General features: G+C 62.6%; 19 protein-coding genes. 11 read left to right on the top strand and 8 right to left on the bottom strand.

All coding sequences use genetic code 11. From position 1 onward, the window contains the following. Positions 1 to 147: 147 nt before the first annotated feature. The 6 genes from IGB42_RS08350 to IGB42_RS08325 form a co-directional block, all read right to left on the bottom strand. On the bottom strand, positions 148 to 630 hold the full coding sequence (locus tag IGB42_RS08350; protein ID WP_159669820.1) for a DUF4124 domain-containing protein: 483 nt from the start codon (positions 628 to 630) through the stop codon (positions 148 to 150). A gap of 37 nt (positions 631 to 667) precedes the next feature. Then, positions 668 to 952 carry a SelT/SelW/SelH family protein gene (locus tag IGB42_RS08345; RefSeq protein ID WP_159669817.1) on the bottom strand — a complete coding sequence of 95 codons (285 nt, stop codon included), beginning with the start codon at positions 950 to 952 and terminating at the stop codon, positions 668 to 670. Next, on the bottom strand, positions 949 to 1,581 hold the full coding sequence (locus IGB42_RS08340) for an HAD family phosphatase (protein ID WP_159669814.1): 633 nt from the start codon (positions 1,579 to 1,581) through the stop codon (positions 949 to 951). The genes IGB42_RS08345 and IGB42_RS08340 overlap by 4 nt, the downstream gene beginning before the upstream one ends. 1 nt (position 1,582) lies before the next feature. Next, positions 1,583 to 2,095: a hypothetical protein gene (locus IGB42_RS08335; protein ID WP_159669812.1), complete on the bottom strand. Its 513-nt coding sequence runs from the start codon at positions 2,093 to 2,095 to the stop codon at positions 1,583 to 1,585. A 193-nt stretch (positions 2,096 to 2,288) separates the two neighbouring features. Further along, positions 2,289 to 2,684, bottom strand: a complete 396-nt coding sequence (locus tag IGB42_RS08330) for an MAPEG family protein (protein ID WP_159669809.1) — start codon at positions 2,682 to 2,684, stop codon at positions 2,289 to 2,291. Between the two features lie 20 nt (positions 2,685 to 2,704). Continuing rightward, positions 2,705 to 3,799: a flavodoxin family protein gene (locus tag IGB42_RS08325; RefSeq protein WP_159669806.1), complete on the bottom strand. Its 1,095-nt coding sequence runs from the start codon at positions 3,797 to 3,799 to the stop codon at positions 2,705 to 2,707. A 247-nt stretch (positions 3,800 to 4,046) separates the two neighbouring features. Between IGB42_RS08325 and egtD the strand changes: the two genes are divergently transcribed. Both egtD and egtB read left to right on the top strand, forming a co-directional pair. Next, complete coding sequence (gene egtD / locus IGB42_RS08320; protein ID WP_159669803.1) at positions 4,047 to 5,120, top strand: L-histidine N(alpha)-methyltransferase; 1,074 nt, start codon at positions 4,047 to 4,049, stop codon at positions 5,118 to 5,120. Beyond that, on the top strand, positions 5,117 to 6,319 hold the full coding sequence (gene egtB / locus IGB42_RS08315; protein WP_159669800.1) for an ergothioneine biosynthesis protein EgtB: 1,203 nt from the start codon (positions 5,117 to 5,119) through the stop codon (positions 6,317 to 6,319). Before egtD ends, egtB begins: the two co-directional genes overlap by 4 nt. A 48-nt stretch (positions 6,320 to 6,367) precedes the next feature. On the opposite strand, the gene IGB42_RS22645 is transcribed toward egtB, so the two are convergent. Further along, positions 6,368 to 6,925, bottom strand: coding sequence for a GNAT family N-acetyltransferase (locus tag IGB42_RS22645; protein ID WP_374705046.1), 558 nt, complete (start codon positions 6,923 to 6,925; stop codon positions 6,368 to 6,370). A 219-nt stretch (positions 6,926 to 7,144) separates the two neighbouring features. Then, positions 7,145 to 8,554, bottom strand: coding sequence for a type I glutamate--ammonia ligase (gene glnA / locus IGB42_RS08305; RefSeq protein WP_159669797.1), 1,410 nt, complete (start codon positions 8,552 to 8,554; stop codon positions 7,145 to 7,147). Positions 8,555 to 8,970: 416 nt separating this feature from the next. On the opposite strand from glnA, the gene IGB42_RS08300 reads away from it, so the two are divergent. The 9 genes from IGB42_RS08300 to IGB42_RS08260 all read left to right on the top strand — a co-directional run bounded on the left by IGB42_RS08300 (position 8,971) and on the right by IGB42_RS08260 (position 20,968). Beyond that, entirely contained in the window at positions 8,971 to 9,423 is a 453-nt protein-coding gene (locus tag IGB42_RS08300; RefSeq protein WP_159669795.1) for a rhodanese-like domain-containing protein, read from the top strand. A gap of 102 nt (positions 9,424 to 9,525) precedes the next feature. Further along, positions 9,526 to 11,919, top strand: coding sequence for a DUF1631 family protein (locus tag IGB42_RS08295; protein ID WP_159669793.1), 2,394 nt, complete (start codon positions 9,526 to 9,528; stop codon positions 11,917 to 11,919). Positions 11,920 to 12,019: 100 nt separating this feature from the next. Next, on the top strand, positions 12,020 to 12,346 hold the full coding sequence (locus tag IGB42_RS08290; protein ID WP_159669791.1) for a hypothetical protein: 327 nt from the start codon (positions 12,020 to 12,022) through the stop codon (positions 12,344 to 12,346). Between the two features lie 220 nt (positions 12,347 to 12,566). Next, entirely contained in the window at positions 12,567 to 15,044 is a 2,478-nt protein-coding gene (locus IGB42_RS08285) for a DUF1631 family protein (RefSeq protein ID WP_159669788.1), read from the top strand. 79 nt (positions 15,045 to 15,123) lie between these two features. After that, the gene (aroE, locus tag IGB42_RS08280) at positions 15,124 to 15,939 is read left to right on the top strand and encodes a shikimate dehydrogenase (RefSeq protein WP_159669786.1); all 816 of its coding nucleotides are present in this window, start codon (positions 15,124 to 15,126) and stop codon (positions 15,937 to 15,939) included. A gap of 53 nt (positions 15,940 to 15,992) precedes the next feature. Then, entirely contained in the window at positions 15,993 to 16,700 is a 708-nt protein-coding gene (mtgA, locus tag IGB42_RS08275; protein WP_159669784.1) for a monofunctional biosynthetic peptidoglycan transglycosylase, read from the top strand. Between the two features lie 148 nt (positions 16,701 to 16,848). After that, positions 16,849 to 19,371, top strand: coding sequence for a CHASE2 domain-containing serine/threonine-protein kinase (locus tag IGB42_RS08270; protein ID WP_159669782.1), 2,523 nt, complete (start codon positions 16,849 to 16,851; stop codon positions 19,369 to 19,371). After that, entirely contained in the window at positions 19,364 to 20,191 is an 828-nt protein-coding gene (locus IGB42_RS08265) for a Stp1/IreP family PP2C-type Ser/Thr phosphatase (RefSeq protein ID WP_159669780.1), read from the top strand. Before IGB42_RS08270 ends, IGB42_RS08265 begins: the two co-directional genes overlap by 8 nt. 96 nt (positions 20,192 to 20,287) lie before the next feature. Beyond that, a complete protein-coding gene (locus tag IGB42_RS08260) occupies positions 20,288 to 20,968 on the top strand; it encodes an FHA domain-containing protein (protein WP_159669778.1) in 681 nt (226 codons plus the stop codon). The last annotated feature ends 20 nt before the right edge of the window (positions 20,969 to 20,988 follow it).

Raw genomic sequence — 20,988 nt, 5'->3', positions numbered from 1 at the left:
GCACGGCATGATCAGGTCATGGTAGCGAAGTTTTGCACCAATACGGTGCCATTATGGCGGCACTTTGGCGCGTCGGATGTTTACGGGCTACGGATTGGGGCAGCGGGGTGTGCTTGCTAACCTGCAAGCAGCGAACATGCGGCCGTTTCAGCGGGCGCGCGCCAGCTCGTTGGTGAGCGCCGTCACATTTTTCTCGTGCGTGACCACAGCATCGCGCAGCCGGCCCAGCCGTTCGGTGTACTTGCTGATATTGCTGCGTTCTTCCGGCGTGCGGTTGGCATCGGCGTCGCCCAGCGCGCGGCGGGCGTCGGCCAGTGCCTGCTGCTCGGCATTGAGTTCTTCCTGCAGGATGAGCTTGCGGTTGGAATCGCGGCTTTTCTGCGTGGCAGCATCTACTTTGGGGAAGTTGCCGGGCGAGGGCGCGTTCACCCGCTCGGTGGTGCCGCCCTTGCTGCGCGGTTTCGGTGCAGGCACGGCCGGGGCCGGGTCGGTATAGATGCGCTGCGCACCGCGCATGGGGATATTCGAGAACGTGACGCGGCCTTCGTCATCCACATATTTGTAGATGTCGGCAAGGGCCAGCGGTGCAGCAAGCAGCAGTGGAAGAAGGGCGACGATACGGGATTTCATGGTTCAACCTTAACACAGCGAAGCTGACACCGGTTTCTTACGGTTGTCGGTCACTGTGGCCTAACGGCTTGTCCGGGGCGATTTGATCACGCACCCGCTGCTTGAGTTCCTTGGCTTCCGGAAATCCGCCATCGCGTTTGCGCTCCCATACCAGCACATCATTGCAGCGGATTTCAAAAATGCCACCTGTGCCCGGCATCAGTGCGACTTCTGCCAGTTCGTCGCTGAATGTGGACAGGAGTTCCTGCGCCAGCCACGCCGAGCGCAACAGCCACTGGCATTGCGTGCAATACAGGATGCTCACGCGGGGTTTGCTGCTCATGGCAGTACGCTCCAAGCCTGCAATTGTGCCTTGGTTGCAGCCGGATCGGTGTGATGGATGGCATGCCAGCCGCAGGCTTGTGCACCCTGCACGTTCTTCTGCACGTCATCGATGAAGATCAGCTGCGCCGGTTGCGCATGCGGATGATGCTGGCGGATGCGCTGCAGCATCAGCGCGTAGATGCGCGGGTCGGGCTTGATCAGCTTTTCACGCCCGGATACCAGCACATCCTTGAAGCGCCGCATGAACGGGTAGTTGTCCCACGCGTAGGGAAAAGTCTCCGCAGACCAGTTGGTCAGTGCATACAGCGGCACGCCGGCGGCCTCCAGGCCCTCGAAGATCGCCATGCCCCCGGGCAGCGTGCCGCGCAGGGTTTCCGGCCAGCGGCCGTAGAACGCGCTGATCAGCGCCGCGTGTTCCGGATACTGCGCATGCAGCAGTGCATTGGCCTCGGCAATGCTGCGGCCGGCATCCTGCTGCAGGTTCCAGTCGCCATTGCATACTTCGCCCAGAAACCACTTGCGTTGCTGTTCATCGGGAATCAGCTCGCGGAACAGGTAATCCGGGTTCCATTCGAACAACACACCGCCCAGGTCGAAAACGACGATGGGGTCGGAGATCGTTTGCATGTCAGCTCTCGTTGGTTATCATTCCCGGCGCGGGCAACAGCGCCGCCGGGGCTGCCAACAATGCCCGTTTGGCCACCTGATAGCAATCCTCCACATGCGCATTACCCACCATTTTCATGGCGCCAAAGCTGATGCCGGCGGCAATCGCCTGCCCCAGCAACGGGATGAAGCGCACCACCGATTTGGTCGCCACGCGAACGCCCATTTTTTGCAGGATACGCAGTACCAGCTTGCGGCTGATCCAGCGGCCGGCCAGTTCGCTGCCCACGCTGCTGATGCCCACCCACACCAGTTTTTCGATCTGCGGATCCAGCTCGCGCAGCTGTGCCGGGCTCAGCCCGAAGCGCTGGTTGATGGCGGGAATCAGCTGCAGCAGCACGGCCACATCGGTGCCGACGTCGATACCGGGAATCGGCACCAGCGCGGCACCGGCCGACCAGCCGGCGCGGCGCGTCACCATCGCCTTGCATTCATCGCGTATGGTTTCAAGTTGTTGCAGGTTTGCGGGCAGCATGGGCACCTCCTGTCCATAAAGCGTTGATCCGGCTATGGCCGATCCGGCGATGCTCGATCTGCTTGCGGCTGATCCGCATGCGTGTCGACCAGATCACCGCGTCGACCAGATTACATACCGAACGGCTAGACCCACGCGGCGCGGGATTGGTTCACCAGCCCGCAGCTTGCCCATCGGCCAAGCCTGGCGGGTTTCAGTAGCTCAGCACACCATACAGCACCATCAGCAGGCCGATGAACGACACCATCCACACCAGCGAGCGCAGCACCGGCACGCCGAGTGCATACAGCGGCAGGTAGACCACGCGCGCAGCCACGTACAGCTGGCAGCCCAGCAGGATGGTGCCGGTATGGAGGCCGGCCACATGGGCGATCAGCACCAGCGCGGCAAAGAATGGCCAGGTTTCCATCAGATTGTCTTCGGCACGCTGCAAGCGGCCGGCCACGCCCTGCGGTGGCCGTGATTCGCCATCGCGTGCGCTCACCGCCCATTGCAGGCCGTTTTGCCGGCGAATGGCCAGCGAGGCGAGCATCAGTTGCACCACGCCGATCACGACGCTCCAGGCCAGCAGGGTCAATTCGGTAGTCATGTAATGTGGGCTCCTCGTGCTTATTTGGGGCGGGGTCGCTGCAAAGCGGCATCCGGCGGGATGAGCTCGCCTTTGCGTATCCTGGCAACGGTGCTGGCTACTGCGCGTGCCACATTGCGTACCTCTTCCTGCACATCTTCATCGGCGTCGAATTCGGCGTGGCTGGTGGCGTAGGGCTTGTAGTAGCCGATATAGCGGTCCAGCTGCGCGCTGTTGCCCGCGTCGATCAGGCCCATCCAGTCCAGCCAGTCGCACAGCCCGCGCCGCACGCCTTCGATGCCGGCCACGTCGCCGTGCACCACCACACCATACGCACGGCCTGCCAGGTGCTTGGGATAGTCCCAGCCGGCCAGTTCGATCTCCTTGGCCTTGACCGCGCTCTTGCCGTGCGTGCTGGTCGGGTCCGGATTGCCGCCGTCCGCGCATACCAGCCGGTCTATCATCAGCTTGAGCGGGCTGGGTGCCTGGTACCAGTACACGGGGGTCACGATGATCACCCCGTGCGCCGCTACCCAGCGGGCGTAGATCTCGTTCATCCAGTCATCCGCCTGGTTGAGCGCATGGTTGGGGTAGCAGCTGCAGGGCCAGTGGCACAGCGGCATGGCGGTGGATACGCATGCCTTGCACGGGTAGATCTTGCGGCCGTATTCGCTGGTCAGCAGGCTGAGGTCCAGCAGGTCTACGGTGATGCCGGCGGCGCTCAGCAACGTGCTGATCTGCTGCGTCATGCGCCAGGTTTTGGAGACCTCGCCCGGACAGGTGCCGTCGTTGCGTGCGGATGCGCAAATCACCAATACGCGCGATTGCGTGGCCGGATCTTGCTGCGTGCGGGCAGCGTCATCCAGTTGCCGGCGGATATTGATCCAGTCGATAGACAGGTCGTAATCCGGGTCGGCATAGCCGGCGCCTGCTTTCTGCGTGCGTGGTGCCTTGCGGCCGGCCTTGTAGGCTTCCCATGCGATCGCCTCCAGCCGTTCCAGCGCGGCCTGCTCGGGGGCGAACAGCGGATCGCTGAATTGCGCGCCAAAGCGCTGGTGGAAGGTGATGCGCGATACATCGCCGGGCGCTTGCCCGGTAACGGGCTCGAGTGACGGTGGCTGCGCTGCGGGTTCCATGGCGCTCTCCTTTGTGCGGCGCACCTGCGGCGCAGCATCACGCCACTGTAGCGCCGTGGCAACGGCGCCGATGCAGGGCAATGCAGCCTTGCCCTGTCGGCGTCTGCCCACAGCTGCTACGTTCGTCGCGGCGTGAATTTTGGCGGTATAGATCGAAATGTTTTTAGGCTAGAACGGAAAAATTGCTTGGCTTTTGCCCGTACAAAATTGCGGGGGCCGTGCTGTTAGCCGACAGGAACCTGACCGTATGTTTGCGCCGATGGATTTACCGTTCAGCACCAGATTGCCCCGCTTCTATTTTGCCTATCCGCCTGCGGACGAGCCCGCACCGGCGCTCGCGCCGGAAATACTGGTCGATACCATAGAGAGCCCGGCAGAGCGCCGTGCCGGGCTGATTGCGGGCTTGCTTGCCGAGCCCGCCCGCATCAGCCCCAAGTTTTTCTACGATGCGCAAGGGTGTGCCATCTACGGTGCAATCTGTACGCTGGACGAGTATTACCCCACGCGTACCGAAACCGGCATTTTTGCCAAAAACCGCCAGGCGATTGCCGCCTGCCTGCCCACCGGCGCGCAATGGGTGGACCTGGGGTGCGGCGATGGTGAAAAAGCCTGGGGCTGGCTCGATGCCGTGCAGGCCGCCCGTTATATCGGAATCGATATTGCCGAGGGCTGGCTGGCCGCCACCTTGCAGGCCGGGCACAAGCGCTTTCCGCATATCGGCTTTACCGGAGTCGTTACCGATTTCACCCGGCCATTTTCGATTACCGATGTGCTGGGCACGCAGGCAGACAAGCCGGCGGTGTTCTTTTACCCGGGTTCATCCATCGGCAACTTCGAGCCCGGGCAGGCGCTGAGCATGCTGCGTACCATGCGTGCGCACCTGGGCAGCCACGGCCGGCTGCTGATCGGCGCGGATGCCCCATGCAATACCACCACCAAGCCGCAGCCATTGCTGGAAGCCGCCTATGCCGATGCGCTGGGTGTGACCGCAGCCTTCAACCTGAACGTGCTGCGCGTGGTGAATCGTGAATTGGGCAGTCACTTTGCGCCGGGCGATTTCGAGCACCGCGCGGTATTCAATGCCGCTGCCAGCCGCATCGAGATGCAGCTGGTGGCACGGCGCAGCCATCAGGTGACGGTGGGCGATGCCATCCGCCAGTTTGCCGCGGGCGAGGCCATCATCACCGAGCACTCGTACAAGTACACGCCCGAGCGCTTCGAGGCGCTGCTGGCCCAAGCCGGCTTTGGCGACGTGCGCCGCTGGAGCGATGAGCGTGGCTGGTTCAACGTCTACGTGGCTGCGCCCGGAGCGCAGGCATGAAGCGCGAAGCCATTGCCACCGTGCTGCCCGGATCGCGCCAGGCCAGCTTGCGCACCGCCTACGCCGCCGTGCGCCAGCATACGCAGCAGTTGGTAGCGGGCCTGAGTGCGGAAGACTGCATGGTGCAATCGATGGCCGATGCCAGCCCGGTTAAATGGCATCTGGCACATGTGACGTGGTTTTTCGAGACCTTTATCCTGGAACAGCACGAGGCCGGTTTCCAGCCATTCGATCCGGCGTTCCGCATGCTGTTCAACTCGTATTACGTTGGCGTGGGCGCGCGTCACCCGCGTGCGGCACGCGGCGTGCTGTCGCGCCCCGGCCTGGCGACCGTGCTGGCGTACCGGCAGCAGGTGGATGCACGCATCGACGCACTGCTGGCGCAGCCGCTCGCCGATGCCGTGCTCGATCTGCTGGAGCTGGGCCTGCACCACGAGCAGCAGCATCAGGAGCTGATCGTAACCGACCTGCTGCACCACTTCTGGTGCAACCCGCTGCACCCGGCTTATCGGCCCGGCCAGCCCGCTGCCCCGCAGCCAGCGGCCATGCAATGGCAGCCATTGGCTGGCGGCGATGCGCATATCGGCCACGAGGGGGCGGATTTTGCCTTCGATAACGAAAGGCCTGCGCACCGCATCTGGCTGGCCCCGTTCGAAATTGCCTCGCGCCCGGTCAGCCAGAGCGAGTATCTCGATTTCATCAACGATGGCGGCTACCGCACCCCCACGCTGTGGCTGTCGGATGGCTGGGATGCTTGCAGCCGCGAAGGCTGGCAGGCGCCGCTGTACTGGCGGCAGCAAGATGGCTGGCAGGTGTTCGGCCTGCACGGCGATACGCCGCTTGATCCGCATGCGCCTGTTGCGCAGATCAGCTACTACGAGGCCGATGCCTATGCGCGCTGGGCCGGTGCCCGGCTGCCCAGCGAACAGGAGTGGGAGCATGCGGCGCGGCAAGGGCTGGTGGCGGCAACGGGTGATGTCTGGGAGTGGACCGGCAGCGCCTACCTGCCATACCCGGGCTTCCGCCTGCCGGAAGGTGCGGTGGGCGAATACAACGGCAAGTTCATGATCAACCAGATGGTACTGCGCGGCAGCTCATGCGCCACGCCGGGCGGGCATGCAAGGAATAGCTACCGCAACTTCTTCCCGCCCGCTGCGCGCTGGCAGTTCAGCGGGGTGCGGCTGGCGCGGGATGTGTAGCGTCACCGCCCTTTGGATACCTGGCGCGGCAAGGCCTGATGAGCGTGGTCAACTGGTGGTGAGTTGATTGCGGCCGCGCTCATACAGCACGTCCGGGCAGTGCTCTTCATTGCTGCTGCCATCGCCAAATGCAATCGCCATAAAGCCGAAGCGCTCGTAAAACCGCCGTGCACCGTGATTGGCCTGGAAGGTATGCAGGCGCACCTGCGCTTTTATGTCTGCCAGTGCATGCGTGAGCAACGCCGCCCCGATGCCTTGCCCCACGGTGTTTGGCTGCAGGTACAGCTGATCGATCCACGAGCAGCCATCTGCGTACGAGGTGGCGACAAAGCCGCTGGTCACGCCATCCATTTCCGCAACCGTTACGTCGCCTGCAGGCAGCAGATAATCGCGTATCCATGCCCGCACCGCGTCGTCGGCATGGGTCAGCGGGCAGGAAGGTCTTGCGTGCGGCGAGGTAGCGCTCGGCAGTAGCTGCGGCGTCGTCAGCGGTGGCGGGGCGTAAATGCATGAATAGGGCCGGTAATTGCCTGGACAGCAAGACCTGTGGTCTGCATCCGGCGCATGATTCAAATCCGTTACCACGCCAGGAGATCGGCGTGCCATAGCGGGGGCCAGCACGCATTGTATGCGGCTATGGCCTTGGTTCGGGGTGGGCCAAGCCCGTTTGATCCGCGCAGGCTCAAGGTTGATCGGCAAGGTCTACTGCCTGTGTGCCGCAACGGCCATCGGCAGTCAGCGCCGCACCAGAAAAAAACCCGTACCAGCAAAGCCGGTACGGGTTTTTTGTCGCTGCCGGCCCGTGTAAGCACGGGCCAAACTCTGTTACAGCGAGTAGTACATGTCGAACTCGACCGGGTGAGTCCACATGCGGATGCGGTTCACGTCGTTCTGCTTGAGTTCGAGGTAGGCATCGATCCACTCGTCGGTGAACACGCCACCACGGGTCAGGAACTCGCGATCCTTGTCGAGTGCGTCGAGCGCTTCGTCCAGCGATGCGCAAACGGTCGGGATCAGCTTGTCTTCTTCCGGCGGCAGATCGTACAGGTTCTTGTCTGCCGGATCGCCCGGGTGGATCTTGTTCTGGATACCGTCAAGGCCGGCCATCAGCAGCGCGGCAAAGCACAGGTACGGGTTAGCCAACGGATCCGGGAAACGCGCTTCGATACGACGGCCCTTGTCCGATGCCACGTGCGGGATACGGATGGAAGCCGAACGGTTCTTGGCGGAGTAAGCCAGCTTTACCGGTGCTTCGTAGTGCGGAACCAGACGCTTGTACGAGTTGGTACCCGGGTTGGTGATGGCGTTCAGTGCCTTGGCGTGCTTGATGATACCGCCGATGTAGAACAGCGCGGTTTCGGACAGGCCAGCGTAGCCATTGCCTGCGAACAGGTTCTTGCCGTCTTTCCAGATCGACTGGTGAACGTGCATGCCGGAACCGTTGTCGCCAACGATGGGCTTGGGCATGAAGGTGGCTGTCTTGCCGTACTGGTTGGCAACGTTGTGCACCACGTACTTCAGGATCTGGGTCCAGTCAGCGCGTTGGGTCAGGGTGCTGAACTTGGTGCCGATTTCGTTCTGGCCAGCGTTCGCCACTTCGTGGTGGAACACTTCAACCGGTACGCCCAGCTCTTCGAGCACGATCACCATGGTGGCGCGGATGTCTTGATGGCTGTCAACCGGGGGAACCGGGAAGTAGCCGCCCTTCAGGCGCGGACGGTGGCCCAGGTTGCCGCCTTCGAATTCTTCGCCGGTTGCCCAGGCGCCTTCTTCCGAGCCGATCTTCACGAACGAGCCGGACAGGTCAGCATTCCAGCGTACGCTGTCGAAGATGAAGAATTCCGGTTCCGGACCGAAGTAAGCGGTATCGCCGATACCCGAAGCCTTCAGGTAGGCTTCAGCGCGCTTGGCCAGCGAACGCGGGTCGCGGTCGTAACCCTTGCCGGTTGCCGGCTCGAGCACGTCACATGTGATGAATACGGTCGGCTCGTCGTAGAACGGGTCGATCTTGGCGGTGGACGGATCCGGCAGCAGCAGCATGTCGGAAGCCTGAATGCCCTTCCAGCCGGTAATCGACGAACCGTCGAAAGCGTGGCCATTGACGAACCAGTCTTCGTCAACCACATGAGACGGCACGGTTACGTGCTGCTCTTTACCAATAGTGTCGGTGAAACGCAGGTCAACGAAACGGATATCGTTGTCCTTGATCAGCTTGAGAACGTCGGCTGCCGCCATGCTAGTGCTCCTGGTTGCGTAAAGTAGTCATTTAAAGCGAATTCGATGTTTATTCACACGCCACACGGCTGACCGTGCGGGCGCTGGAATGGCCTCTCTGGGAAGCATGAAGCGTGCCAGAGGAAATTCGCAGGGCGCGCCCATTGTGCCATAAACACTTGCCGCTGCTGATGTCGCTTTGCAACCGTCTGGCTGCTGCGACGGGCGCCATTTATTGGTGCAATTTTATCGATGAATGCACCGGTTTGGTGCGAGTCGCCCCTTTGTGCTGCGGGCATGCACTGCGCCTGCGCTTTGACGCCCGGACAGGGCCGGATACTGTTGGCGCAAATGCTGTTGCTGTTGTTGTGCATTGCCTTCGCCGGGCGGCTGACAGAAAATCGTCAGCACCCCATTGCAACAAGGAGCAAGCGGCGATGAGCCAAGCCAATACCATCCTGCAGACAGCGCGTCAGCGCGCGGCCGAGTTGCAGTTGCCTTATTCCGGTGCCGTTACCCCGCGCGAAGCACAAGCGCTGCTTGGCGAATTGCCAAATGCACGCCTGGTGGACGTGCGCACACAAGCTGAATGGCAATTCGTCGGTACCGTACCGGGCAGTGTGCTGCTGGAGTGGAAGCGCTTCCCCGGTATGCAGGCCAATCCGGATTTTCTGAGCCAGCTCACGCAGCAGGTCGATCCGCAGCACGTGGTGCTGTTCATGTGCCGCTCCGGTGCGCGCAGCAACGATGCCGCCACACTGGCCGCACAAAACGGCTATAGCGAGGTATATAACGTGCTCGAAGGTTTCGAGGGTGACAGGAATGGCGCGCAGCACCGCAACGAAGTCAACGGCTGGAAAGCAGCGGGACTGCCCTGGGTGCAGGGCTGAGTTGTGTTGCGGGCGATAGGCGCCATGCCATTTTGCCGGTCGGGCTGACCGGGTTTATCCAGAACCGCGCGCTGCGCCGCGGCCCAGATCAAGAGTGCCTGCATGGATCGCAACGATTTACTCGCTACAACCAAGGGACTGTTCCTCAGGGCGTTTTCCCAGGGCGTTGATGAATGGCTGCACCGCTGCGCGGTGCAGTTGTCTGATCGTGCCGCGCAAAGCAGTGGTGAAGCGCAGCGCGTGATGCTGGATGCCGGCAAGGCGCTGCGCAATGCCGACAGGGCGCTCAAGCAGCATCTGTCTGGCGGCATGGTGCGCTTGATCGATCGCGGTTTCGAGACAGCATACAATGCGTTTCGCCCGTCTTTCGCCAGCGCCGCCAAGGCCCCGTCGCTGTCATTGATCGATACCGGTGCGGTTGAATCGGAATTGCGCCTGGACTGGCTGGCCACGCGTTTTCGCAATGCATCCGAGGTGGCGTTGCGCGATCTGAATATCCGTATTGCCCAGTTGTTCAGCCAGCAACAGATCCATGAGCGCGAAAACCCGTTCCGTCCCTATATGTTTGCACGCTGCATTGTCAGTGCGGTGGATCTGCTCGAGTTGCCTGGCGATGTCACCGCCGCGCTGACCGAGGCATTGGGTGTGACGATCACCGATCAGGTGGTAGAGATCTATGCCCAGTTGAATGAGGCGCTGGCGCAGCGCGGTGTGGATGCAGAGCTGCGCCTGACCATCAAGAAACAGGCCGAGCCTGTACCGGCGGCCTCGCCCGGCCCGGCCCCCGCCAGCGTGGCGGCAGCCACACCCGCTGGCGCCACTGCCGGCCCGGCCTCGCCTGATCAGGCGGTAGCGGCTTTATTGTCCGGGCAAGAGGCATTGTCTCCCGGTGCCTTGCTGGCGACGCAAAGTCGTTTGGAATCCTTGCTGCAACAGGTGCTGGCCGCACAAGGGCAGGCGACGGGCAGCCTGCCTGTGGCGCAAGCTGCGGGAACAGTGCCGGTTGCCGGCCGCGCCATCCAGCAGACACTGCAGGCCGTTTTTTCGGGCGAGGGTGTCGCAGCCGGCAGTACGCTGGCGTTCAGGAACCCGGCCGCGCAACTGGAAAAGCTGCTCGATAGCCTCGGCGCCGGTGCGGCAGATCTGGCGCTGCCCGAGGATGGCAGCGCCTTGCCCAACCTGATCATGCAACATCACGCCGAACTCAGTGCCGTTGCCGGAGGGGATGCCAGGCAAATGGTGATCGATGTGGTAGGGCTGCTGTTTGCCTACGTGCTGCGCGATGAGCTGCTGCCGCGCACTGTGCGCGTGCAACTGGCGCGCATGCAGTTCCTGGTGCTCAGGATCGGCCTGATCGAGCCGGACCTGTTCACACGCAAAACGCACCCGCTCAGATTGTTGATCAACCGCATCGCCGAGGTCGCGCTTGCCGTCGATAACGACATGGTGCGCAGCACGCACGTGCTGGCCGAGGTGGGCCGTACGCTCAATCCCTTGCTGGCCGACCGGGGCGATAATCCGCCGCTGATCACGGTGATGCTGGACCGCTTCGAAGCCTGGGTGCGCTCCCTGTTCAGCGATGATGCCGTGCTGGCGCAGCGTGCGCTGCAAGCCCGGCACGCTGCAACGCAGCGCGTGGCGGTGCACCTTGCTGCCAGCGATGCCATCCGCCAGGGTATGGCCGGCTTGCGCTTCATGCCTTATGTTGAATCGCTGCTGCAGGAGGCGTGGCCACGGGCGATAGAAAAGGCCAGCCGCCGCGATCACCAACTGGCTGAAAGCTGGCTGCACATGGTTCCCGAGCTGATCTGGAGCATCGCGCCCAAGAGCGATGCTGCCGAGCGCAAACTGCTGCTCACACTGATCCCCAGATTGTTGCCCATGCTCAAGGCCGGGCTGGTACAGGCCGGCTGGAACGCAGCGCAGCTGGATGAAATGCAGCGCTGGCTGGTGGATGCACACAAGGTGGCATTGCGCTCGCCTGAAGATCCGGTGCAGGTGCCATCGCTGGATATGCTGCGTGCGCGTTTTGCGCCGCACTTCGAGCGCGTGTTTGCCGGCGGGGCCGGGCAAGCTGCGATCGCGCCGGCGGTATTGCAGCCCTTTCTGGATGAAGCGCTGCGCGAGCACGGGGTCGAGGTTGACTTCGTTGCGCAAGCGGTGGCGGATATCCGCATCGGGCAAGTGATTGCTGCTGCCAGCGCGCAGCAGGCGCCACTGGTCGAGCGTACTGCCGCCGTGCTTGAGCGCGTGGCGTGCGGCGTTGCCCTGGCCCTGGCGGTGAACGGCACACCGGCGCACGCGATACTGGGCTGGGTAAGTGCCGACAAGCGCATGCTGTTGCTGCATATCGCAGGCGCACGCAAACCGGTGCTGATGTCGATGGAAACCCTGGTGCAATTGCATGAACAGGGGCAGGCCCGTTTTGCCGAGCCGTCACCGCTGTTCGAACGTGCGATTGCGTCGCTGCTGGGTGCGGCAGAACAGGCGTCCTGATGGCCGGTTGATGGAAAGGCTTTGTTTTTCAGCAGATTCGCCTATCTTGGGCCAAGGCCTGTGCAACGCCTCAGTTGCGCAAATGTTGCAGGAGAAATTCATGCCTTATGTGCTGCGCGGGCCGGATGGTCACATCAGTGCGTTGTTTCAAAGCCCGGAAGGGGGCGTATACGAATACTTGCCGCAACGCAGCCCAGAAGTGCTCGCCTTTGTCGGGCTGGATGCCGATCCGGCACCGCTGAGCGGGCTCGATCAGGATCTGATCCGCGTGCTGGAAGATCTGGTGGACGTGCTGATCCACAAGAATGTCTTGCGCATCACCGATTTGCCGCCCGAAGCGCAATCGAAGCTGCTGACCCGCAAGCGTGTGCGCAACCAGCTCTACCCGTCGGCGCTGATCCTCGGCCCCGACGATGGCGTATTGTGAGATTGTAAGTTTGGCCCGGTATGGCGTGGGCCGGCCATGCTAAAATCATGCCCTTGCAAGGTTGGGCTGCGGTGCGCCATCTGTCCGGGTGCAAACCAGCCGTACCAGCCTGATTTGCAATAAAAAAACATCAACTAGAATAAATTCCAGCACGCATGGCGTGAAGCCGGTCACGGAGATTGCTCCGTCAGACTGATGCGGGCTGCGGGGATGGGGTGGTATGGACCGTAACGATCTGCTGGCTGCTACACGCAGCGAGTTCTTGCGCGCGTTTGCCGCCGACCTCGATGGTTTGGCCGACCGCGCTGCTGCCAGCCTGTTCGAGCGCGCAGACCACGCGTCGTCCATGCTCGAACAGCGGAAACTGCTGGACGCGCGCACCATATTGCTTACGCATACGCAAAGCCTGAATGCCCAGGTGTTCGACACGATGGAGCGGTTGCTCAACCGCAGCTTCCAGACGGCATACAGCACCTTTCGCCCGTCCTTTTCCGATTCCTTTTCCGGCAACTCGCTGTCCTTGATCGACGTGAATACCGTCGAAGGCGAATTGCGGCTGGATGCCGCCACCGCACGCTTCCGCAATGTGGCGGAAGAAGCGCTGCGTGATCTGAACATCCGCGTTGCGCTGCTGTTCGAGCAGGACAATATCAAGGAGCGGGAAAACCCGTTTCGTCCCTACCTGTTTTCCCGTTGCATGGTCAGCGTGGCTGAAGGGTTGAGTGACAGCCCCGAGGTGATCACGGCACTGACCGAGCACTTTTCGCTCGCCATGCTCAACCGGGTGGCCGGTATCTACGAGCGGCTGAATGCGCTGCTGGCCAAGCATGGCATTGCTGCGGAATTGCAGCTCAAGATCAGGAAAACACCCGGCGCTGGCGGTGCAGCAAGCAGTGCCGATGCCGGCGACATCCCGTCTGGCGATAGTGTCGATGCATCAACTGCTGATTCCGGGCCGGCCGGTGTTGGTGCGGCACCCGCCGATAGTGCCGATCCGCAGGTTTCCGCCGCGCTGCTGGCGCAACTGGGTGAAATGCTCAATGCGCAAACCCGGCTGGATGCGTTGTTCCAGCAAGTGCAACACCCCGGTGGCGCTGTTGCCGCGCAGCTGGGCCGCGTGGATGCCGGAACGGTCGAACAACTGGTGCAGGCAATGCACGCGGGCGGTGCCGCCGCTGCGGCAGCAGCCAGTGCGCCCCCCAGGACCAGCTGGCTCGGTGGCGCACAGTCCGTTGGCGAGGTGCTGCGCGGGCTGTTCTCCGGCCGCCATCAGCCGGCCATTCCCACCGGGCCTTTGCAGGCACATTCGCAACTGGTCGATGTGCTGGATGTGAAGCTGTTGCAGGCACGCAGCTTCCAGCCCGACCTCATCGCCGATCCGGATGGCGCGCTACGCAACCTGATCATCGAGCAGCGACCGGTGCTGAGCCAGGTAGCCAGCGATAGCAACGAACAGATGATCATCGACATCGTCGGCATGCTGTTCGAGTTCATCCTGCGCGATAACCAGGTGCCGGCTGAAGTACGCGCGCAACTGGGCCGGTTGCAGTTCTCGGTACTGAAGATCGCGCTGCTGGACCCGGCGCTGTTTTCGCACAAGAACCACCCGGCGCGAATGCTGGTCAACCGCATTGGCTCGATTTCCGCCGGCCTGCAGAAAGTGGATCCGAGCGGTGAACGGGTGGTGACGGAAATCCGCCGCATCATCGAAACGCTGCTGGCCGAGCCGAATGACGACGTCTCGCTGTTTACCGCCATGCTCGATCAGCTCGATGCCTTCATTGCGCATGAGTTGCGTGCCGCCGATGCGCGCGTCAGCCAGGCCGCGCAGGCGGTGGAGAATTCGGAGAACCGCACGCTGCAGTACGCCCGTACCACGGCGATGGTTGCCGATGGCCTGGCGGGCCTGACGCTGGAACCCTATCTGCGTGATTTCCTCGTCAAAACCTGGCCACTGGCGATAGAGCAGGCTGGCCGCACCGATGCCCGGCGCGCGCAGTCCTACCGGCTGGCGATTCCGGATCTGATCTGGAGTATCGCCCCCAAGGTTGATCCTGCGGAGCGCAAGCAGCTGTTTGCGCTGATTCCGTCGCTGCTGCCCACGCTGCAGGAAGGGCTGACGCTGATCGGCTGGACCCCGGCGCAGCGGCAGGATTTTGTGCACTGGCTGGTGGAGGCACACAAGGACGCATTGCGCGTGAGCGAAATCCCGGCGCCCGTGCCGCCGTTGTCGCTGATGCATGAACGCTTTGCCCCGGTCTTTGCGCGCGAGGAAGCCGGCCCTGCCCCAATGTCCGAGGGCGGCACGTACGTTGATCCCCGTTTCCTTGATGAAGCGATCAGGGAACTGGAGGTGGACCTGCAGGTGTTTGACCGCGTGGTGGCGCAGGAGCTGGGCGATGAGGAGCCGGCATCCATGGTGCAGAACGAGGACGCCGATGTGTTGGCCACCCTGCAGAGCGGCGTTTCCATCGAAGTGAATATCGCCGGCAAGCCGGCGGTGGCCAGGCTGAACTGGGTGAACCAGGATGCATCCACCATGATCCTGACCATGGGTGAAGACCGCCAGCCCATGGTGATTGCCGCCAAGGTGTTGCGCCGCCTGCTGGCCAGCGGCCGGGCGAAATTCCTGGAATCCGCACCGCTGTTCGAGCGTGCCATCGAATCGCTGCTGGTATCGGCCGACCGCGTAGCGTGATTGTGCAATGCCGCAGCCGGTACCACGCGGTGCCGGCTTACGGTACTTTCAACCTGTTGAATCCCGGAAGTGTTTAGCCATGAATTATGTCGTCGTCGGCAACCCGATTGCCCACAGCAAATCACCGCAGATCCATGCCGCATTTGCCGCGCAATGCAAGCTGGATGGATTTTCCTATGAGCGCCTGCTGGCACCGCTGGGTGGCTTCGATGCCGCTGTGCGTGATTTTCTTGCTGCAGGTGGCAGGGGCTGCAATGTCACCGTGCCGTTCAAGGAAGATGCCTTCCGCTTTGCCGATGCGCTGACCGAGCGTGCGCAGGCAGCGGGCGCGGTGAATACGCTGAAGGTGCAGGCGGACGGGCGCGTGCTGGGGGACAATACCGATGGCGCTGGCCTGGTGGCTGATCTGTTGCGCCACACCACGCTGGCCGGCAAGCGCGTGCTGCTGCTGGGCGCTGGTGGCGCAGCGCGCGGCGTGTTGCTGCCGCTGGCTGCTGAACAGCCCGCTTCGATCATGCTGGCCAACCGCACCGCAGCCAAGGCCCTGGCGCTGGCGGATGAATTCCGCAGTCGCATCGCGGTGCCGCTGGCGGGGTGCGGTGTCGATGCCGTGGCAGGATCGTTCGACGTGATCATCAATGCCACCTCGGCCAGCCTGGGGGGCGAGGCCATTGCGCTGCCGGCCGGCGTGTTCGAGCCGGGCGCCATTGCGTACGACATGATGTATGGCCGGGAAGAAACGGCCTTCCTGGCACAGGCGCGCAGCGCAGGTGCCGCGCAATGCGTGGACGGGCTGGGCATGCTGGTGGGCCAGGCGGCGGAAGCGTTCTTCCTGTGGACCGGCCAGCGGCCGGCGGTGGCGCCGGTTTTGCACACCTTGCGCACGGCGTTGTAAGGCAATCGCTGCGGCCCGGTATAATCCGGGCCGTTTGCATTCAGGGCATGGTCATGGCAAGAGCAAGGCATTCATTCGGCTGGTGGCTGGCACGTATTACGCTGTGCCTGCTCGGCTTGTTCCTTGCCTGGAACTTGTGGATTTTCCTGCATGTGCTGGCGTGGAAGTGGACCAACCCGTCCGATACCTCGTTCATGGACGAACAGCTGTCGCGGCTGGAGGCCACCAATCCGGATGCCGAGCTGCGCCATGAATGGGTGGGCTACGCGCAGATCTCGCCCAACCTCAAGCGCGCGCTGGTGGCATCCGAGGATGCCAAGTTCCTTGATCACGACGGGTTCGACTGGGAAGGCATCCAGACCGCGTGGGAAAAAAACCTGAAGAAAGGCCGCATCGTGGCGGGTGGTTCCACCATCAGCCAGCAACTGGCCAAGAACCTGTTCCTGTCCAGCCGCCGCACGCCGTGGCGCAAGGCGGAGGAAGCCATCATCACCGTGATGCTGGAGGCGGTGATGGACAAGCGGCGCATTTTCGAGCTTTACCTGAACGTGATCGAATGGGGCAATGGCGTGTTCGGTGCCGAAGCGGCTGCGCGGCATTACTACAAGGTGCCGGCCAGCCAGCTCAGCGCCGCGCAAGCGGCGCGGCTGGCGGCCATGGTGACCAACCCGCGCTATTACGATGCACACCGCAGCGACCGCCGCCTGTTGCGCAAGGCCGCCATCATCCAGCGCCGGCTGCCGTATGCAGAGGTGCCATGATGGGGGGCGCTGAAATGCGCCGGGTGTTGCGCACCTCATCCTTCCATGAACCTATCTGCGCCTGCCGCTGCCAGCGGCGCGCCCCACGCTGTCCAAACTGGGCCTGATCGGCTATCAATAGATGACTAGAAAATCGGCGGGACGCGGGATGAAGCGTGGGATATGGCGGCGCGACTGGGTGACCGCACTGGCCGTGGTGCTGGTGTACCTGGCCGTCTGGTTGCTGACGCCGGTGGTCTCCGGTATCGAGCGCCGTGGCTACGACATCGGCGTGCGCATGACTAGCCGCGTACCCAACGCCAAGATCGCGGTGATCGCCATCGATCAGCAGAGCCTCGACAATATCGGCCGCTGGCCGTGGTCGCGTGATATCCATGCGCAATTCATCAGCAAGATCGCTGCCGCCCAGCCCGGCGTGATCGCCAGTACGATATTCTTTACCGAACCGCAGCAGGACCGCGGGTTGCTGGCACTGCAGAAGCTCAAGGCGCTGGCTGCGCAGCAGGCATCGTTTCCGGCCGAGATCGCCAGCGAGATGGATGCATCGATCAAATCGCTGGATGTGGATACCCAGTTGGCCGGCAGCTTTGCCAAGGCCGGCAACGTGATGCTGCCGATGCTGTTCGAGGTAGGCGAGCCACGCGGCGAGCCGGATAAACCGTTGCCCGATTTCATCGCCCGTACCGAGCTGGAGCCCGCCGGCGACCCGGCCAATGGCTGGCCGTTGCCGGTCAATGCCGCCACCTGGCCCATCCCTGCACTGGGCACCACCGCACGTGGCATCGCCACCGATACCCAACTGCCGGATAGCGATGGCGTGGTGCGCAGCGTGCCGCTGGCAGTACGCTATTTCGACCAGGTATTCCCCACTTATCCGCTGCTGGCCGCTGCCTACGGGCTCAACCTCAAGCCGCAGCAGATCAGGCTGGCGCTGGGTGAATCGATTTCGCTGGGCAATGTCACCATACCCATCAGCAGTGATGCGCGCTTCCGTCCGTATTTCTACCGTGGTGAGGGTGGTCAGCCGGCGTTTGCGGTGGATTCGTTCTACGACGTGTATTCGGGCAAGATCCCGGTGGAGAAATACCGTGGCAAGATCGTACTGATCGGCGCCACTGCACTGGGCGTGGGGGCCTCGCTGGTCACGCCGGTATCGCCATCCGAATCCCCGGTCCTGCTCACGGCCAACGCGATATCGGCATTGCTGGAGCAGCACTATTTCGTATCGCCGCGCTGGGCGCCGGCCATCGCCATGCTGGTGGTGCTGGTGATCGGCCTTTATCTCACGCTGGCATTGCCCAGGCTGAAGGCCGGGCCGGCGGCCATGCTTACCGGCGGCCTGTTCGTGCTGCTGCTGGCGGTGCATTTCTTGTTGCTTACACAGGGCATGCTGTGGGTGCCATTGATCGGCCCCGCGCTGCTGTTGTTGCTGGGGCATGGCGTGCTCACCACCAAGCAGTACCTGCTGACCGAGGAAAAACACCAGAAGAGCAGTGCGGAATCGTCCGAATCCAACCGCATGCTCGGGTTAGCCTTCCAGGGGCAAGGGCAGCTCGATGCCGCGTTCGACAAGTTCCGCAAGGTGGAGCTGGACGATTCGCTGATGGAAATCCTCTACAACCTGGCGCTCGATTTCGAGCGCAAGCGCCAGTTCAACAAGGCAGAAAACGTCTACCGCTACATGGCGGGCTTCGATGCCAAATTCAGGGATCTTGACCAGAAGCTCAAGCGCGCGCGGCAGCTATCCGAAACGGTGATCCTGGGCGGCGGCGGCGGCAGCCCGGGCGGCACCGTGCTGCTGGACGGTGGCGACGTGGAAAAACCCATGCTGGGCCGCTACCAGATCCAGAAAGAGCTGGGCAAAGGGGCGATGGGCGTGGTCTACCAGGGCGTGGATCCCAAGATTGGCCGCGTGGTGGCGATCAAGACCATGGCGCTCAGCCAGGAGTTCGAAGCGGAGCTGCTGGACGAGGCACGCAGCCGTTTCTTCCGCGAGGCCGAAACCGCCGGCCGGCTGAATCACCCCAATATCGTGACCATTTTCGATGCCGGCGAAGAGCACGACCTGGCGTATATCGCGATGGAGTTCCTCAAGGGGCGCGATCTGCTGCCGTATACCAAGGCCGGTGAATTGCTGCCGCTGCTCGAAGCGCTGGCGGTGGTGCGCCAGGTGGCCGAGGCACTCGATTACGCGCACCAGCAAAGCGTGGTGCACCGGGATATCAAGCCCGCCAACATCATGTACGAGCCGGGCAGCAAGATCGTCAAGGTGACGGACTTCGGCATCGCCCGCATCACCGACTCCTCCAGAACCAAGACCGGCATGGTGCTGGGTACGCCGTCGTATATGTCGCCCGAGCAATTGTCCGGCCAGAAGATAGACGGGCGCTCGGATCTGTTCTCGCTGGGCGTGATGCTGTATCAGATGGTGACCGGTGCGCTGCCGTTCATCGGTGAATCGATGGCGGAGTTGATGTACCGCATCGCCAATACCGACGCCGCAGATCCGCGCACACTCAACCCCAGGCTGCCCAGCATGCTGTCAGCAATTATCATGAAAGCGATGCAGAAAAAAGCCGATACCCGCTTCCAGACCGGCGCGCACTTCGCTGCGGCGCTGGCCAAGCTGGAAGCCGGGCTTCGTGCCAGACAGGCCAAAAACAATGCTTAATCTCACCCAGGCGCTGGAAATCACCGGCCTGACCCATTCCGGGCTCGTGCGAGAGCACAATGAAGACGCCATCGGCTTCGATGCTGCGGATGGCTTCGTGGTGTTGGCCGACGGCATGGGCGGCTATAACGCAGGTGAAGTGGCCAGCGGCATCGCCGTCGAGGTCGTCACCCACCTGTTGCGCGAAATGTTGCCCAAGAGTGCGCCCGAGCGCCCCTTGCCGGGCCACGCGCAACCGGCGGCATTCGATTTGCTGTCGCATGCGATCCACCAGGCCAATCTGTCGATTTACGGTACCGCGCAAAGTCAGCCGCAATGCGCGGGCATGGGTACCACGGTGGTGGCGACGCTGTTTTTTGACAACCGCATGGTGGTGGCGCATGTGGGTGATTCGCGCCTGTACCGTTTGCGCGACGGTGTGCTGGTGCAGGTCACCCGTGACCATTCGCTGCTGCAGGAGCAGCTCGATTCCGGGCTGATCACCGAGGAAGAGGCACGCTATTCGGCCAACCGCAATCTGGTCACGCGCGCCGTGGGCATAGACCCCGATGTGAACGTGGAGCTGCACGAACACGCAGTGATACCCGGCGATCTGTATCTTTTCTGCTCGGATGGCTTATCCGACATGCTGGAAGACGCTGACATTGCCGATACACTAAGCACCCTGCGCGCCAACCTGCCGGTGGCTGCCGAGCAACTGGTGCAGATGGCCAACGATGCGGGCGGGCGCGACAATATTTCAGTGATCCTGGTTGCCATCAAGAGCGAATACCCGGCCCCCGGCGGCCTGTGGTCGCGGCTGACATCCTGGTTAAGTTAATGACGGCTTCATCGCAATGCCGTATCTGTTGCTGCAATGACGTATGGCACGCGTTTTGCATACAACAGCCGAGACGTTTTTAGAGAGATCAGATTTATGGCCAAATTGCTGCTTTGCCTGGATGGCGCGGTCGTCAAGGAATTCAGGCTTACCCGTGACCGGTTTACTGTTGGCCGCCGGCCCAATAACGATATCCAGATCGATAACCTGGCCGTGTCCGGCGAGCATGCAGCGTTGCTGACTGTTGGCGGGGATGTTTTTGTCGAGGATCTGGATAGCACTAATGGCACGCTGGTCAACGGCAAGCCGACCCGGCGCCAGTTGCTGCAGGATGGCGACGAAATCACCATCGGCAAGTACGTGCTCAAGTTCTGGCGCGAGAACGCCGCCAGTGGCGACAGCGGCACCGATTTTGAGAAAACCATGATGTTGCGCGTGCCACCCACCATTCCGGCCCCCCCGGCACCCTCGCCCGCCGCAGCCCGTGCGCCGGCTGCGGCAAGCGCAGAGCCGGTGCGTGCCGGCGTCATCAAGGTGCTGACCGGTGCAAACTCGGGGCGCGAGCTGCTGCTGACCAAGAACCTGACCACGCTGGGCAAGGCTGGCGTGCAGGTGGCGGTGATCACACGCCGGCCGCTGGGATACTTCATTACCCATGTGGAGGGCGAGCAGACGCCCAAGGTCAACGGCAGCCAGATCGGCCAGAGCCCGCGCAAGCTGGAAGAAGAAGACCTGATCGAGCTGTTGGGCGTGCAGATGGCTTTCTTCACCCACTGACCCACCCAGCGACCGGGTCA

It is taken from the genome of Andreprevotia sp. IGB-42, from assembly GCF_009848685.1.
Taxonomy (GTDB): domain Bacteria; phylum Pseudomonadota; class Gammaproteobacteria; order Burkholderiales; family Chitinibacteraceae; genus Andreprevotia.
This window is presented reverse-complemented; position numbering and strand designations above follow the sequence as displayed.